Origin of the sequence: Tepidibacter sp. Z1-5 (assembly GCF_037844525.1) — a bacterium.
Taxonomy (GTDB): domain Bacteria; phylum Bacillota; class Clostridia; order Peptostreptococcales; family Peptostreptococcaceae; genus Tepidibacter_A.
In genome coordinates, this window is sequence record NZ_JBBMMD010000036.1 from 179,255 (window position 1) to 195,651 (window position 16,397).

At 27.6% G+C, this 16,397-nt stretch carries 19 protein-coding genes; all 19 read left to right on the forward strand.

Annotation, left to right across the window (positions count from 1 at the left end):
• Positions 1–2: 2 nt before the first annotated feature.
• The 19 genes from flhB to WJW32_RS09475 all read left to right on the forward strand — a co-directional run bounded on the left by flhB (position 3) and on the right by WJW32_RS09475 (position 16,387).
• Entirely contained in the window at positions 3–1,091 is a 1,089-nt protein-coding gene (gene flhB, locus WJW32_RS09385; RefSeq protein WP_340257649.1) for a flagellar biosynthesis protein FlhB, read from the forward strand.
• 64 nt (positions 1,092–1,155) lie between these two features.
• Positions 1,156–3,147, forward strand: a complete 1,992-nt coding sequence (flhA, locus tag WJW32_RS09390; protein WP_445330232.1) for a flagellar biosynthesis protein FlhA — start codon at positions 1,156–1,158, stop codon at positions 3,145–3,147.
• A 1-nt stretch (position 3,148) separates the two neighbouring features.
• Positions 3,149–4,345, forward strand: a complete 1,197-nt coding sequence (gene flhF / locus WJW32_RS09395; RefSeq protein ID WP_340257652.1) for a flagellar biosynthesis protein FlhF — start codon at positions 3,149–3,151, stop codon at positions 4,343–4,345.
• Complete coding sequence (locus WJW32_RS09400) at positions 4,329–5,216, forward strand: MinD/ParA family protein (protein WP_340257654.1); 888 nt, start codon at positions 4,329–4,331, stop codon at positions 5,214–5,216. Before flhF ends, WJW32_RS09400 begins: the two co-directional genes overlap by 17 nt.
• Before the next feature lie 8 nt (positions 5,217–5,224).
• Complete coding sequence (locus tag WJW32_RS09405) at positions 5,225–5,872, forward strand: flagellar brake protein (RefSeq protein WP_340257655.1); 648 nt, start codon at positions 5,225–5,227, stop codon at positions 5,870–5,872.
• Between the two features lies 1 nt (position 5,873).
• Positions 5,874–6,944, forward strand: a complete 1,071-nt coding sequence (locus WJW32_RS09410; RefSeq protein ID WP_340257657.1) for a protein-glutamate methylesterase/protein-glutamine glutaminase — start codon at positions 5,874–5,876, stop codon at positions 6,942–6,944.
• A gap of 3 nt (positions 6,945–6,947) precedes the next feature.
• The gene (locus tag WJW32_RS09415; protein ID WP_340257659.1) at positions 6,948–9,356 is read left to right on the forward strand and encodes a chemotaxis protein CheW; all 2,409 of its coding nucleotides are present in this window, start codon (positions 6,948–6,950) and stop codon (positions 9,354–9,356) included.
• A 15-nt stretch (positions 9,357–9,371) separates the two neighbouring features.
• Positions 9,372–9,800: a chemotaxis protein CheW gene (locus WJW32_RS09420; protein ID WP_340257661.1), complete on the forward strand. Its 429-nt coding sequence runs from the start codon at positions 9,372–9,374 to the stop codon at positions 9,798–9,800.
• Between the two features lie 36 nt (positions 9,801–9,836).
• Positions 9,837–10,460, forward strand: coding sequence for a chemotaxis protein CheC (locus WJW32_RS09425; RefSeq protein ID WP_340257663.1), 624 nt, complete (start codon positions 9,837–9,839; stop codon positions 10,458–10,460).
• Complete coding sequence (locus tag WJW32_RS09430) at positions 10,453–10,938, forward strand: chemotaxis protein CheD (RefSeq protein ID WP_340257664.1); 486 nt, start codon at positions 10,453–10,455, stop codon at positions 10,936–10,938. The genes WJW32_RS09425 and WJW32_RS09430 overlap by 8 nt, the downstream gene beginning before the upstream one ends.
• Before the next feature lie 18 nt (positions 10,939–10,956).
• Complete coding sequence (locus WJW32_RS09435; protein ID WP_340257666.1) at positions 10,957–11,277, forward strand: hypothetical protein; 321 nt, start codon at positions 10,957–10,959, stop codon at positions 11,275–11,277.
• 16 nt (positions 11,278–11,293) lie between these two features.
• Complete coding sequence (locus WJW32_RS09440; RefSeq protein ID WP_340257668.1) at positions 11,294–12,037, forward strand: sigma-70 family RNA polymerase sigma factor; 744 nt, start codon at positions 11,294–11,296, stop codon at positions 12,035–12,037.
• Positions 12,038–12,052: 15 nt separating this feature from the next.
• Positions 12,053–12,406, forward strand: a complete 354-nt coding sequence (locus WJW32_RS09445; protein ID WP_340257670.1) for a hypothetical protein — start codon at positions 12,053–12,055, stop codon at positions 12,404–12,406.
• 4 nt (positions 12,407–12,410) lie between these two features.
• Positions 12,411–13,013 carry a hypothetical protein gene (locus tag WJW32_RS09450; protein WP_340257672.1) on the forward strand — a complete coding sequence of 201 codons (603 nt, stop codon included), beginning with the start codon at positions 12,411–12,413 and terminating at the stop codon, positions 13,011–13,013.
• 153 nt (positions 13,014–13,166) lie between these two features.
• Entirely contained in the window at positions 13,167–13,880 is a 714-nt protein-coding gene (rpsB, locus tag WJW32_RS09455) for a 30S ribosomal protein S2 (RefSeq protein ID WP_340257674.1), read from the forward strand.
• A gap of 56 nt (positions 13,881–13,936) precedes the next feature.
• On the forward strand, positions 13,937–14,851 hold the full coding sequence (gene tsf / locus WJW32_RS09460; protein ID WP_340257676.1) for a translation elongation factor Ts: 915 nt from the start codon (positions 13,937–13,939) through the stop codon (positions 14,849–14,851).
• Positions 14,852–14,914: 63 nt separating this feature from the next.
• Positions 14,915–15,631, forward strand: coding sequence for a UMP kinase (gene pyrH / locus WJW32_RS09465; RefSeq protein ID WP_340257678.1), 717 nt, complete (start codon positions 14,915–14,917; stop codon positions 15,629–15,631).
• Entirely contained in the window at positions 15,631–16,188 is a 558-nt protein-coding gene (gene frr, locus WJW32_RS09470) for a ribosome recycling factor (protein WP_340257679.1), read from the forward strand. Before pyrH ends, frr begins: the two co-directional genes overlap by 1 nt.
• 1 nt (position 16,189) lies before the next feature.
• Positions 16,190–16,387, forward strand: a complete 198-nt coding sequence (locus WJW32_RS09475; protein WP_340257680.1) for a hypothetical protein — start codon at positions 16,190–16,192, stop codon at positions 16,385–16,387.
• Positions 16,388–16,397 lie beyond the last annotated feature (10 nt).

The window sequence follows — 16,397 nt, forward strand, 5'->3', positions numbered from 1 at the left end:
AGATGAGTTATATACGTATAAATCTGCAGCTTTTTTCAGGAGAAAAATCAGAAGAAGCTACTTCTAAAAAAAAGCAAGATGCTAGGAAAAAGGGACAGGTAGTCCAAAGTAAAGAAATAACTTCAGCACTTACATTGTTATTTTCTTTATTGAGTTTAAAATACTTGGGTAAATATATAATATCTAATTTTTATAATAGTATTTTATTTTTCAAAAACAATTTTTTTGATATTGAATTTAACAATACGTTAATAGGATATAAAGTATTAATGTATATTTTTTATTTTGCATTAAAAATAGGGTTTGCAATAGTACTTATAAATGCAATCGTAGCAATTATAAGTAGCAAAGCTCAAGTTGGAAATTTATTTACAACTGAAAATTTAAAATTTAAATTTGACAAATTGAATCCTATAGAAGGTTTTAAAAGGATGTTTTCTATAAAAGCTTTATTTGAATTTGGTAAATCAAGTTTTAAAATATTGATTTTAGCAGTAATAGCTTACAATTATATGAAAAAAAACATAGTATATATTTTTAAAAGTATGAATTTAAATAAATTTCAAATTTCATATAATCTTTTAGATTTAATACTTAATCTTGGTATAAAATTGTCAATATATCTTTTAGTATTGTCCGCATTTGATTATTTATACCAATTATATGAGCATAATAAAAATTTGAAAATGTCAAAACAAGAAATTAAAGAGGAATATAAGCAGTCAGAAGGAGACCCACAAATAAAATCAAAAATAAAAGAAAAACAAAGACAAGCTGCTATGAGAAGAATGATGCAAGATGTTCCTAAGGCTGATGTTATAATAACTAATCCTACTCATTTTGCTGTAGCTATAAAATATGATGAAAATGAAAGTGATGCACCATATGTGGTTGCAAAGGGAAAAAATATGGTTGCTTTAAAAATTAAAGAAAAAGGTAGAGAAAATGATGTACCAATAATAGAGAACAAACCGTTGGCAAGGCAGTTATATGCAACTGCAAATATAGGAGATACAATACCTCATGAGTTATACGAAGCAATAGCAGAAATACTGGCTTATGTATATTCGTTAAAAAATGTGACTAGATAGGGTGGTTAAAGTGAAAAAATCAGGAGATATTATCGTTACCTTAGGCATTATAGGTATAATTTTAATGATAATAATACCAGTACCTTTATTTATGCTTGATATATTATTAAGTTTAAATATATCTTTATCATTATTAATACTTTTGATTGCTATATATAATAAAGAAGCTTTGGAATTTTCAGTATTTCCATCCTTACTATTAATTACAACATTGTTTAGATTGGCACTTAATATAACTAGTACTAGATATATATTGGGAACAGGTAGTGCTGGCAATGTAATAGAAGCCTTTGGTAATTTTGTGATGGGTGGAAATGCATTAGTTGGTTTTATAGTATTTATTATAATTGTTATAATTCAATTTATGGTAATAACTAAAGGAGCGGAGAGAGTATCAGAGGTAGGAGCAAGATTTACACTTGATGCTATGCCAGGAAAACAGATGGCAATAGATGCAGATCTAAATTCAGGTCTTATAGATGAAACACAAGCTAGAGATAGAAGAAAAAAAATACAAATGGAAGCTGATTTTTATGGAGCTATGGATGGTGCATCTAAGTTTGTAAAAGGAGATGCTATAGCAGGTATAATGATAGCGATTATTAATATACTAGCAGGTTTTGTTATGGGGATAGTTTTCCAAAAACTTTCAATTCAAGAAGCTGTAGTTAGATATACACTGTTAACGGTTGGAGATGGACTTGTATCTCAAGTACCCGCTTTATTGATTTCAACAGCTACAGGTATAGTTGTTACTAGAGCAGCATCTGAAACAAATCTAGGAAAAGATGTTATAAGTCAACTTTTTAAAGAACCTAAAATAATGTATATAATAGCAGGGGTTTTATTTTCTTTGTCTTTAACACCACTACCATTTACTCCATATTTCATTTTATCTATAGTATTTGTGGGTATAGGTATTAATTTGAGAAAATTAAATCAAAATAAAGAAGACGACGATATAGATTCTCAAAAACAAGGCGATGAAATTAGTGATGAAATAGAGGATATAAGAAAACCCGAAAATGTATTGCCTTTGTTACAAGTTGATTCTATTGAACTTGAATTTGGTTATGGAATAATACCTCTTGCAGATAAGTCTCAAGGAGGAGATTTATTTGATAGATTGGTTATGATTAGGCGACAATGTGCGCTTGAAATGGGAATTATTGTACCTATGATAAGATTGAGAGATAATATACAGCTTGAAGCTAATGAATATATTATAAAAATAAAAGGGGTAGAAATGGCTAGAGGGGAAATAATGTTTGATCATTATCTTGCTATGAATTCAGGAGTTGCAGAAGGTGATGTGGAGGGTATTGATACTATAGAGCCTGCGTTTGGACTTCCTGCTAAATGGATAGATGAAAAAGAAAGAGAAAAGGCAGAAATATTTGGATATACAGTTGTAGATCCTCCGTCGATAATATCTACCCACTTAACAGAGGTTATAAAAAAGTACACATATGAATTATTAGGAAGACAAGAAGTCAAAATGTTAATAGATAATCTAAAGGAAACTAATTCAGCTTTAGTGGATGAAGTTATACCAAGTTTATTCTCATTAGGAGAAATTCAAAAAATCTTATCAAATTTATTAAAAGAAGGTATATCTATAAGAAATTTAGCTACAATTTTAGAGACGTTAGGGGATTATGGGGTTTTAACTAAAGATTCAGATACATTAACAGAATACGTAAGACAGTCTTTATTTAGATCTATTACAAAACAATTTATATCTAACAATCAAGCTAGAGTTATAAACTTAGATACTAATTTAGAACAAGTAATAATGGACTCTATACAGCAAACAGAAACAGGCAATTATTTAGCTTTAGATCCACATATTTCTCAAAGATTGATAGAAAGTTTAAGTAAAGAAGTGGAAAAATTATTATCAATAGGAGAACAGCCCATAATAGTAACCGCTCCTATTATAAGAATATATTTTAAAAGATTTATAGATCAAATTAGCGATGATATAATAGTTCTTTCGTACAATGAAATAGATCCTAAAGTCAAAATACAATCTGTTGGGACGGTGAGTATATAATATGCAGATCAAGAAATTTGTTGCAGATAATGCCCAAGAAGCAATAAAGAAAGTAAGAGATGAATTAGGTGATGATGCAGTAATAATACACACTAAAAAAATAAAGATAAAAGGTATATTTGGAATTTCAAGCAAGGAAAAGGTGGAAGTTCTGGCTGCATTAGAAAAACAAATCATAGATAATAAAACGTCTACACTTGAACATCCACAAGCAGAACTATTAAATAAAAGTACACAAGAGCCAAATAAAACTAAGAAAGAATATACTAGTAAAGTTAAAAAAGAATATAATATAGATAGTTACAGTAGAGAAAAAGATGTAAGTGAAATAAATAATCAAATACAAGAATTAAAAAATATGATGATGAAAATAAACAATAAGGTTGATATTAATTTAAATAATGATGTTAATAAAGATAACTTAAAAAAAATTTATGATTTATTAGAAACTGTAGGTTTATCTAAGGATTTAATTGAAGATATATTAAGTAATATAGGTGATAAACATTTTGATGATGACGATTTCATAAAATATATAAAAACATATTTTATTGAAAAGTTTAAGAATCAAGATTATGAAAGTATTGATTTTGATTCTAAAATTAATATATTTGTAGGTACTACAGGTGTTGGAAAGACTACAACTTTAGCAAAACTTGCTTCAAAACAGGTTTTAAAGAAAGATAAAAAAGTAGGTTTTTTAACCCTTGATACATATAGAATTTCTGCTGTCGATCAGTTGAAAACATATGCAGATATATTAAATGCTCCTCTTGAAGTGGCATATGATTTAGATGATGTTTCTTACTCTATACAGAGGTTAAAAAATAAAGATATAATATTTATAGACACTGCAGGTAGAAGTCATAAAAATAAAGAACATATGGAAGAGTTAAAACAATTTATAAATTGCTTTGAAGAAAAAAATATTTTTTTGGTTTTAAATGCTAATTGGCATATACAAGATATAAAAGAAATTATAGAAAACTATAGTTTTTTGGAAAACTATAAAATTATAATAACAAAAATAGATGAAACATCTAGGACCGGAGTTATATTGGATATACTATATCATTTTGGAAATAAAATAAAATATATAGCATATGGCCAAAATGTTCCGGATGATATAGAAGAATTTGATATTGAAAAAATAGTTGATGATATTTGGGGGGGGAGAGACTGTGGATCAAGCCTCTAAACTTAGAAGCGCTATTTTGAAAAAAAACAAATACAATTACTTGGCTGAAAATAATAAAGATTCAAACAAAAATCCTAGAGTTATCTGTATAGCTAGTGGAAAAGGTGGAGTAGGCAAGACAAACTTCACATTAAATTTAGCTTTGGCATTAAAGAAAAAAGGAAATAGGGTATTGGTAATTGATGCCGATTTGGGACTTGCTAATATAGAAATTTTACTAGGAATAGACATAAGATATGGTTTTATAGATTTGATAGAAGATGATATAAAAATAGAAGATATTATGGTAGATGGCCCCCTAGGAATAAAAATAATTTCTGGAGGAGCTGGAATTAGTGAGGTTGCTGATTTACCAATATATAAAATTAACAAAATATTAAATAATATGATTTATTTGAAAGAATATGTTGATTTTATATTGATTGATACAGGAGCAGGAATATCAAAATCAGTAATGTCATTTGTACTAGCGGCTCAAGAAGTTATTGTAGTAACTACTCCTGAACCTACATCAATAGCTGATGCATATGCGTTAATAAAAGTAATTACAAGAAAAACAAATGAAAAAATAATAAACATGGTTATAAATCGAGCTGATAATAAAAAAGAAGCAGAAATGACATTTAAAAAAATGGAGATGGTAGCAAAACGGTTTTTGAATAACGATATAAATTATTTAGGATATATAAGTGATGATAAAAGTGTTAGAAGTTCAGTAAAAAAGCAAGTTCCTTTTATGTTAGATTCACCCAACTGCTTAGCAAGTAAAAATGTGGAAAATATTTGTGATTCATTATTAGGAAATACAGAAAACACAAATAAATTCAACAATTTTATAAATAGACTGTCTAATTTATTTTTAGGGGGGTAAATATTTTTATGAAATATAAAAATTTTTTTGAAGTAGGAGATAAACTAGAGATTAAAGTTATAGATGGATATATAGATATTAATAAAAATTTAATAAGTCAATTGATGGAAATAACCTCTGAAGATGAATATATAGTAGCTATGCCAATATATAAAGGGAAGTTAATAAATATACCTAAAGGTAGTAAAGTAAGTATTATTTATAGTGTAAAAGATAAAGGCATTTATTGTTTTGATGCTAATGTAGTATATAGGAATAATGAAAAAATTGCGTATATAAAAATAAAGCAAGTTAATGAAACTAAAATAAAGCAAAGAAGAAATTATTATAGATTGCATATTAGCAATAAAATTTCTGTCTATTATAAAGAAAACTTTGTGGCTAATGGATATACAAAAGATTTAAGTGAAGGTGGGCTTAAATTTATATCTGATGCTGGATTAGAGTTAAATACAGTAGTAATATGCAAATTGATTATAGATGATGAAGAATTAACCATAAAATCACAAGTAATAAGGTCTAATGTATATGAAAAAAATTTAGAACAGTTTGAAATTAGCCTTAAGTTCATAGAATTATCCAAAAATATTCGCGATTATATAGTAGCTTATATATTTAGACAGCAAAGAATATTAAGGCAAAAAGGATTGATTTAAGATGAATAAAATAAAAGTATTGATAGTTGATGATTCGGCATTTATAAGAAAACTTTTAAAAGATATTTTATCTACAGATAAAGAAATAGAGGTTGTAGATTTTGCAAGAAATGGCAAAGAAGCTATTGAAAAATTAATGAAAAATGAAATTGATGTTGTAACACTTGATGTTGAGATGCCAGTTATTGATGGAATTGATACATTAAAACAGATTATGCTAAAAAAACCTACATCTGTTGTTATGTTAAGTAGCCTTACAAAAAATGGAGCGGATTTAACTATAAAGGCATTAGAATTAGGTGCAGTTGATTTTATAACTAAACCATCTAATATTTTCAAAATAAATAATGAGGATATAAAAAATTTGGTTATAGATAAAGTTAAAATAGCATCTAAGGTTAAACAATATAATAAAAATTATAATTACAAAATTAAAACCATTGATAATGTTAAATATGATTCTAATAAAAACTTAAATAAAAGAGATAACATAGATAATATAATAGCAATAGCTACATCCACAGGAGGTCCTAGAGCCTTACAAACTGTAATATCTACTTTAGCTAGTGAAATAAATTCTCCTGTAGTTATTGTTCAGCATATGCCTGCGGGATTTACGAAATCACTAGCGAATAGGTTAAATAATATGTCGAGTTTATATGTTAAGGAAGCAGAGGAAGGGGAATTTCTAAGAAATAATACTGTTTATATAGCACCAGGGAATAGACATATGCAGTTTAAAAAAGAGAGAAACAATATAAGGATAATATTAGATGATGGAGAAAAAGTATCTGGACATAAACCCTCTGCAGATGCAATGTTTTATTCATTGTGTGAAATAGATATAAAAAAAATAATAACGGTAGTAATGACGGGAATGGGAAGTGATGGTTCTAAAGGTCTAAAAAAATTAAAAGAATCAAAAAATAATATTATATCTATTGCTGAAGATGAATCAACTTGTGTAGTTTTTGGTATGCCAAAGAGCATTATAAACTTAGGTTTAGCAGATAAAGTAATTCCAATTAATGATATAGGTAAAGAAATTAATAAATTAATGGGGAGGTTTTAGATTATGTTTGATTTAGAACAATATGTAGATATGTTTTTAGATGAATCAAAGGAACATTTAGATAATTTAAACCAAAGATTATTAGATTTAGAAAATGATGATTCTAATATGGAAATAGTGAACGAAATATTCAGAATAGCTCATACGTTAAAAGGAATGTCTTCTACTATGGGATTTACAAAAATGGCTAACCTTACTCATAAAATGGAAAATGTGCTTGATGATATAAGAAGTAATAAATTAAATATAAACACAAATATAATAGACATACTATTTGAGGGATTAGACATACTGGAAGAATTTGTTAAAAATATTGAAAGTGAGGGTTCTGAATCAGATAAATCTATAGAAAATATATTGAATAGACTGGAGAAAGTAGAAAATATAGGAAATGTAGAGGATTCAAAATCAAATGATTCGAATATGCAAAATAAAGAAAATGAAGATGGATACAATTATATAAATGACGTAGTAAGTAAAGCGAAAGCTACTGGATTAAATGCATATAATGTAAAGGTTACATTAGATGAAAGCTGTATGTTAAAAGCAGCTAGAGCATTTTTAGTATTTAAATCAGTTGAAGAAAATGGAGAAATAATATACTCAAATCCTAGTGTTGAAGATATAGAAGATGAAAATTTTTCTAATTCTTTCGATATAACTGTTGTTACAGATTTGGATAAAGAAGTTTTAGTAGATAGACTTAAAAATATATCTGAAGTAAATGAAGTTGAAATAACAGTAGTAATAGATAGAGAAATAAATGAAATTGAAAATAAAAGTTCAAAATCAAATGATTCGAATATGCAAAATAAAGAAAATGAAGATGGATACAATTATATAAATGACGTAGTAAGTAAAGCGAAAGCTACTGGATTAAATGCATATAATGTAAAGGTTACATTAGATGAAAGCTGCATGTTAAAAGCAGCTAGAGCATTTTTGGTATTTAAATCAGTTGAAGAAGATGGAGAAATAATATATTCAAATCCTAGTGTTGAAGATATAGAAGATGAAAATTTTTCAAAGTCTTTTGATATAACAGTTATTACGCATTCTGAGAAAAAAGTTTTAATAGATAGACTTAAAAATATATCTGAAGTAAATGAAGTTCAAATAACAGAAGTAGTAGATATAAAAATAAATGATGACATTGAATATGAAGAAAAAAATGTTGAGACTGATATAAAGCATAAAAATGAATCTAAAGTTAGCAATACAAAGACTAACAATGAAATACAAAACAAACAAAGAAAGGGAAAAACAGGGAAGACAGTAAGGGTAGACATTGATAGATTAGATAATTTAATGAATTTAGTTAGTGAATTGATAATAGTAAAAACTAGATTGGAGGATATTGATATATCTTCTAAGACTCAAAATATGAATGAAGCAATAGAGTACTTAGAGACTATAACTACAAGTCTTCATGATGCTGTAACTAAAGTTAGAATGGTTCCAATTGAAAGGGTTTTTAACAGATTTCCAAGAATGATAAGAGATTTATCAAAAGAATTAAATAAAGAAATTAATTTGATAATGGAGGGTGAAGAAACAGAAGTTGATAGAACTGTAATAGATGAAATTGGAGATCCTCTTATACATCTTTTAAGAAATTGTATAGATCATGGAATAGAAATGCCTGAAATTAGAAAATCTTTAAATAAAAGTGAAGTTGGAACAGTTAAACTGTCTTCTTATCCAGATGGAAACAATGTTGTCATAGAAGTTTGTGATGACGGAGCAGGCATAAATGTTGAAAAAATAAAACATAAGGCAATAGAGAAAGGTGTAATAACTAAAGAACAATCCCTTGTAATGGATGACAAAGATGCTGCAAATCTGATTTTTTCTCCTGGATTTAGTACAGCGGATAAAATATCTGATATATCTGGACGTGGTGTAGGTCTTGATGTAGTTAAAACAAAGATAGAAGCATTAGGGGGTATTGTAGAGCTAGAGACTCAAATTAATATGGGTACTAGGTTTATAATAAGACTACCGTTAACACTGGCAATAATTCAAGCATTATTAGTTATGGTAGGAAATGAAAAATATGCAATACCATTAAATAATATAAAAGAAATAACTAATATAGACAGAACTAATATAAGAAATGTAGAAGGAAAAGATATCGTGTTATATAGAGAACAAACTCTTCCTCTTGTAGATTTGGGAGACGTAATAGGTGCACAAAAAGAAAATATAGAATACTCTGAAGAATCTACTGTTGTAGTTGTTAAAAAAGGAGATAAAGATTTAGGAATAATAGTTGATCAGCTTATAGGACAACAGGAAATAGTAATAAAATCATTAGGAAAATATTTAAGTGGTATTAATTTTATAGCAGGTGCTACAATATTAGGAAATGGAAGTGTAGCACTTATAATAGATACAAATTCTCTATTTTAAGGGGGCGTGAAAAGGGTGGAAAATACTCAAGAAAGATATGTTATTTTTAAATTAAAGAATGAATTTTATGGAATTAATATAAATTATGTTCAAACAATAGAAAAAATGATTGAAATAACAAGGGTACCTAAGGCGAATGCATATGTAAAGGGAGTTATAAATTTAAGAGGAGAAATTGTACCAGTAATAGATTTAAGAAAAAGATTCAACATTGAAAGTTCGGATTATGATAAAGATTCTAGAATTATAGTAAATAAGATAGAGGATGTGCTAGTTGGATTTATAGTAGATTCTGCAACAGAAGTAAAAGAAATATACAAAGATGATATAGACTATTCTATAGTTGATGAAGGTTTTAATGATGGATTTATTAAAGGAATTGGTAAGATAGAAGAACAAATAATAATATTGATAGATGTTAATAAAGTACTAGATAATGGATAAACGTTAATATGAGAGTAGAGGAGGAAAATCTAAAAAATGAATTTTAAATTAGAAAATTTACAAGATTTATATATAGATGTTCTTAAAGAAATAGGTAATATAGGAGCAGGAAACTCAGCTACTTCTCTTTCTAAAATGATTAATTCTAAGATAGATATGGAGGTTCCTTCTATTGAAATATTGGATATAGAAAAAATAGTTGAAATTTTGGGTGGAGAAGAATTAATAGTAGCTGGAGTGTATTTAGAGTTTTATGGAGATATAAATGGAACTATACTTTTAATATTGGACAAAAAATCTAGTGATAATCTATTGAGTATGTTATTTGGGAAACAATGTGAAGATGAGTTTTATAATGACATGGAATTATCTGCTTTTCAAGAGATAGGAAATATATTGGCTAGTTCATATATAAATTCCATATCAGCATTCTCTAATCTAAAGGTGAATATATCTGTACCATCTGTGAGTATAGATATGGCAGGGTCTATACTAAGTGTTCCGGCTATAGAGTATGGTCAAGTTAGCGATAAAATAATTTTAATAGAAAATAGGTTAAAAGAAGGTAAAAATGAAATTGTAGGTAATTTTTTCTTGATGCCAGATATGGATTCTTTTAAAGTTCTATTTAAGAGTCTGGGAGTGTTAAAGGATGAATAATCTTATAAAAGTTGGTATGGCGGATTATAAAATAGGAAAAGAGTATGATTCTTTAATAACCTTAGGATTAGGATCATGTGTTGGGATTGTTTTATATGATAAGTTAAAAAAAATTGGAGGAATGGCACATATAATGCTTCCAAATAGCAAGGATATAAAAAATAATTCAAATAAGGCTAAATTTGCAGATACAGCATTAAAAGAAATGCTAAATGATATGATTAAACAAGGTGCTTCAAAAAACAGAATGATAGCTAAAATAGCAGGAGGAGCACAGATGTTTAATATATCAATAAAAAGTGATACCTTGAATATAGGCAAAAGGAATGTTGAAGCCGTGAAATCAATATTGTCTGAATATAAAATAAATATTATATCTGAAGATGTATTGGGGAATCATGGTAGAACTATAGAGTTTAATTGTATTAATGCAGAATTATCTATAAAGACAATAGGAAAAGGTAAAAAAATAATATAATCTAAAGGTGTGCATTGTATGAAAAATTTTAAAAAAGGGTATGTATTTTGGATAATAAATTATTTTATTTTATTTATATGTGCAATATATGTATTAATTAGTCACATTAGTTTTTTAAAATTTATAAATAGGTATTTAACTTTAACAATATCAATAAATACAATATTATTAATATTTTTTAATCTTATACTGAAGAATGTTAATGTCTGTGAAAAACGTATAGATATATCTATACCTCCTATAGAATCAGAATTGAAAGATTTGTTAAATAACCAGACGGAAGATGAATTAGAAGATGATGAATTTAGAGAAGTAAATTTTAAAAATCTAAACAATTAAATAGGGGTGTATTTAGATGCTTAGAGAAGGTGTGTGGGCTCAGTATAAAAAATCAAAAAATTTTGAAGAAAAAAATGAATTAAAAAAAGAAATTATATTGGAGTATGTAAATTTAGTTAAAATAATTTCAGGGAGGCTTTATAATTATTATGGAGCTAATATCGAATATGATGACTTAATGAGTTATGGGGTCATAGGTCTTATAGACGCTATAGAAAAATATGACTATACCAAAAATATAAAATTCCAAACATATGCATCTGTTAGAATAAGGGGTGCTATAATAGATGAAATAAGAAATTTAGATTGGATACCAAGATCTATAAGACAAAAATCAAAACTTATGAAGGATACTTATTCTAAATTAGAAAATAAATTAGGTAGAGAGCCATCTATAAGGGAAATCGGTAATGAACTGGGAAAAAAGGATGAAGAAATATTAAAAATATTAGAAGAAACCAATATATATAATTTGGTTTCGCTAGAAGAAGAATTAAGTGAAAATTTAAAAATACAAATAAAAGATATTTCTACTGATATTAATCCAGAAGAATCATTGTTGAAAAAGGATATAATAAAAAATTTGAAAGTGGCATTGGATACTTTAAATGAAAGAGAGCAACTAATAATTAATCTATATTACTATGAAGAATTAACATATAAAGAAATAGGTAAGGTCTTGAATATATCTGAGTCCAGAATATCTCAAATTCATAGTAAGTCGATATTAAAAATAAAATCAAAATTAGATTTTATTTAAATATAGGAGGAAAAAATGGACATAAACTACGTAATTGTGATAATAGCTTTGATTACGTGTATTGTTAGTATATTTTTGCTATTTAGAGTTTCAAAACAGTTTGGACAACACGAGAGTAACACTGAAAAATTAAAAGAATATAAAATAATTATGAATCATATGCAAAAAATTGATAAAAATACAAGAGAACTAATGGATAATATGAAAAAACAAAATGATTATAAAGATGAGTTTTGTGAAAATGATATAGAATATTCTACTGAAATAGAAAAGCTTAATTTTTTAGGATTTTCAAAAGAAGAAATTGCCAAAAAAACTAATAAAAGCATTCGTGAAGTTGAATTAATTTTAAGATTAAAAAAAGGATAATGTTATGAAAAAATATAATAATATACAAAAAATAATTTTTTTTACATTAGCTATAGGATTTTCAATAGGTCTTCTAACGTCTTCTTTAATTAATATAAACATTGATAAAACAAAAGAAGCTAGTGTTTTGGAAGAGAAAAAAGAAAAAGAAAAACAAAAAGAAAAAGAAAAAAAAGAGATAGAAGAAAAACAAAAGTTAGTAGAGAAAAAAAATATTGAAGATGAATTCGTGAATATAAATATAAAAAATGGATATACTTGTAATGAAATTGCAGATATTCTTTATGAAAAAGAATTGATATATGATAAAGAAGATTTTAAAATGATTTATAATTTAATGTTATTTGATATATATGGAGCTGGAAATTCATTGACCCAAAAAGGAATCATAAGTAATGGTTGGAAAATAAATACTTTATCGAAAATTATAATATCTAAAAGAAATGAAGTAACAGATATCCTATATAAGGATGGATTAATAGACAATGAATATGGGTTTAATGTTATTTTAAATTCTATTAATTCTAGCAAAAAAATAGTTTATGGGGATAAAAAGATAAAAAAAGGGTCATCTAATATAGAAATTATAGAAATATTAACAAAATAAACTATAAAAATATATTGTAAATGAAATTACTATATGCTATACTATCAGAGGCGAAAATATTACACACGATTTAGAATTCTTAAAAAGGTGCCTATTAGGGTTTTTTAAGAAAATGACTAGATCGGAGGGAAAAAACCATAGGAGGTGCTGTAAATGGCAGTTATATCAATGAAACAATTATTAGAAGCAGGTGTACACTTTGGACACCAAACAAGAAGATGGAATCCTAAAATGTCAAAGTATATATTTACTGAGAGAAATGGAATATACATCATCGATTTACAAAAAACAGTTAAGAAGGTTGAAGAAGCTTACAGATTTGTTAAAGAAGTTGCTGAAACTGGAAAGCCAATATTATTTGTTGGAACTAAAAAACAAGCTCAAGATGCTATAAAAGACGAAGCAGAAAGAGTTGGAATGTACTATGTAAATGAAAGATGGTTAGGTGGAATGTTAACAAATCACAAAACTATCAAAAACAGAATTAAGAAATTAGTAGAATTAGAAAAAATGGAAGAAGAAGGCGTGTTCGAAGTTCTTCCTAAGAAAGAAGTTATCAAATTAAAGCATGAAAAAGAAAAATTAGAAAAATACTTAAATGGAATTAAAGAAATGCCTGAATTACCAGGAGCTTTATTTATAGTTGATCCAAGAAAAGAAAAAATAGCTATACAAGAAGCTCACAGACTAGGTATTCCAGTTGTTGCTATAGTTGATACTAACTGTGATCCAGAAGAAATAGACTATCCAATTCCAGGAAATGATGATGCTATAAGAGCCGTTAAGTTAATAACTGCTGCAATGGCTAATGCAATAGTAGAAGGAAGACAAGCTATAGAAGAAGAGCAAGAAGAAGTACAAGAATAATAAACTGGTAAGGAACTAGGTTCCTTACCTTTAATAATATATAGGGAGGCGATTTTATGGCAATTACAGCTGCAATGGTAAAAGAAATCAGAGTAAAAACTGGTGCAGGAATGATGGATTGTAAAAAGGCTTTAACTGAAGTTGATGGAGATATGGAAAAAGCAATAGATTTATTAAGAGAAAAGGGACTTGCTAAAGCTGCTAAGAAATCAGGTAGAATAGCTGCCGAAGGTTTAGTAGGTATGTGTATGTCTGATGACAATAAAGTAGGGGTTATAGTAGAAGTTAATTCAGAGACAGATTTCGTTGCTAAGAATGACGATTTTAAAAAGTTTGTTAAGGATGTTGCTGTTACTGTATTAAAAACAGATAACAGTGATATTGAATCTTTAATGACTCAAAAATATATAGATTCAGAAGAAACTGTTCAAGAAGTACTTAACGCTAAGATATCTACTATTGGAGAAAACCTGAATGTGAGAAGATTTGAGAAGTTTGAAGTTGAGAACGGACAAATTGCAGGATATATACATGGTGGAGGAAAAATCGGAGTATTAGTTGCTTTAGAAACACCATCTGATTCTGAAGAAGTTATAGTTTTAGGAAAAGATATAGCTATGCAAGTTGCAGCTATGAATCCTAAATATGTATCAAGAGATGATGTAGATGCAGAATACATAGCTCATGAAACAGAAATATTAAAGCAACAAGCATTAAACGAAGGAAAACCAGCTCAAATCGTTGAAAAAATGGTTGTTGGAAGAATGAATAAGCAATTACAAGAAGTATGCCTGCTTAATCAAACATTCGTAAAGAATCCTGATTTAACGGTTGAAAAACTTGTTAAAGAGGTTGCTACTAAGCTGAATACTGAAATTAAGGTAGCTAAGGTTATGAGATTTGAAGTTGGAGAAGGTATAGAAAAGAAAGAAGAAAACTTTGCAGAAGAGGTTGCTAAGCAACTTAAATAATATAAAAAGAGAACACTTTTGTGTTCTCTTTTTTAGAAGAATATTGAATGGAGGACTTTGTTTATGGATAAACCTATATATAAAAGGGTACTATTAAAATTAAGTGGAGAAGCTTTAGCTGGAGAAATGAAATTTGGAATAAATAATGAGGTTGTAAATGAAATAGCTCAATCTATAAAAGAATTACATGAAATGGGAGTTGAGGTTGCTATAGTTGTAGGCGGAGGCAACTTCTGGAGAGGTAGAACTAGTGAAGGTATGGATAGAATTACTGCTGATCATATAGGAATGCTTGCTACTGTTATGAATTCTTTAGCTATGCAAGATGCACTGGAAAATATAGGGGTTTCAACTAGAGTCCAAAATGCTATTGAAATGAGACAAATTGCAGAACCATATATAAGAAGAAAAGCTATGAGACATTTAGAGAAAAATAGAGTAGTCATATTTGCATCTGGAACTGGTAATCCATACTTTTCAACTGATACGGCAGCAGCATTAAGAGCTGCAGAAATAGAGGCTGAAGTTATACTTTTAGCTAAAAAAGTAGATGGGGTATATGATAGTGATCCTATGATAAATTCAGAAGCTAAAAAGTTTGATAGACTTTCATACATAGAAGTTCTTAAAAGAGGTTTGAAAGTTATGGATTCAACAGCAACTTCTTTATGTATGGATAATAAAATACCTATAAGGGTATTTGGATTAAATAATTCTAAAAATATAATTGATGTGGTTCAAGGAAAGAACATAGGAACTATAGTAGAGGAGGAAAAATAATGAAATTAGAAGTTCATAAGGTTTTAGAAGAAAAAATGATAAAAACGATGTCTGTTTTAAAAGAAGAATTAGGAGTAATAAGAGCTGGAAGAGCGAACCCAGGAATGCTTGATAGAGTTATGGTGGATTATTATGGATCTCAGACTCCACTTAAACAAGTAGCTACTGTATCAGCTCCAGAACCTAGATGCATAGTTATACAACCTTGGGATATGTCGGCTCTTGGAAGTATAGAAAAAGCTATTCAATTTGCTAATTTGGGATTTAATCCGACTAATGATGGTAAAATGATAAGAATAGTAATTCCTCAACTTACAGAGGAAAGAAGAAAAGATTTAGCTAAACTTGCTAGTAAGACTGCAGAAAGTGCTAAAGTAGCTCTTAGAAATGAAAGAAGAGATGCTAATGATAAGTTAAAGAAAATGCAAAAAGATTCTGAAATAACAGAAGATGATTTGAAAAAAGCACAAGAGGAAGTTCAAAAAACGACTGATAAAAATATAAAATTAGTAGATGAACTTTTAGCTAAGAAAGAAAAGGAAATAATGGAGGTTTAATTTGGAATATTTCGAATTATTTGGAGTTGAACTTTCTAAGGCAAAACAGGTACTTGAAAATAATGATATAAAGTATATAATAAAAGAGACAGTAGGGCATAAAGATAAATCTTTATTAGTGTTCCCTAGGGTTATAAATATCAAAAAAAGAAATGATTATATAGAACTTGTTATCACATATTTTTCTGATTCCTTATAATAAGGAATCA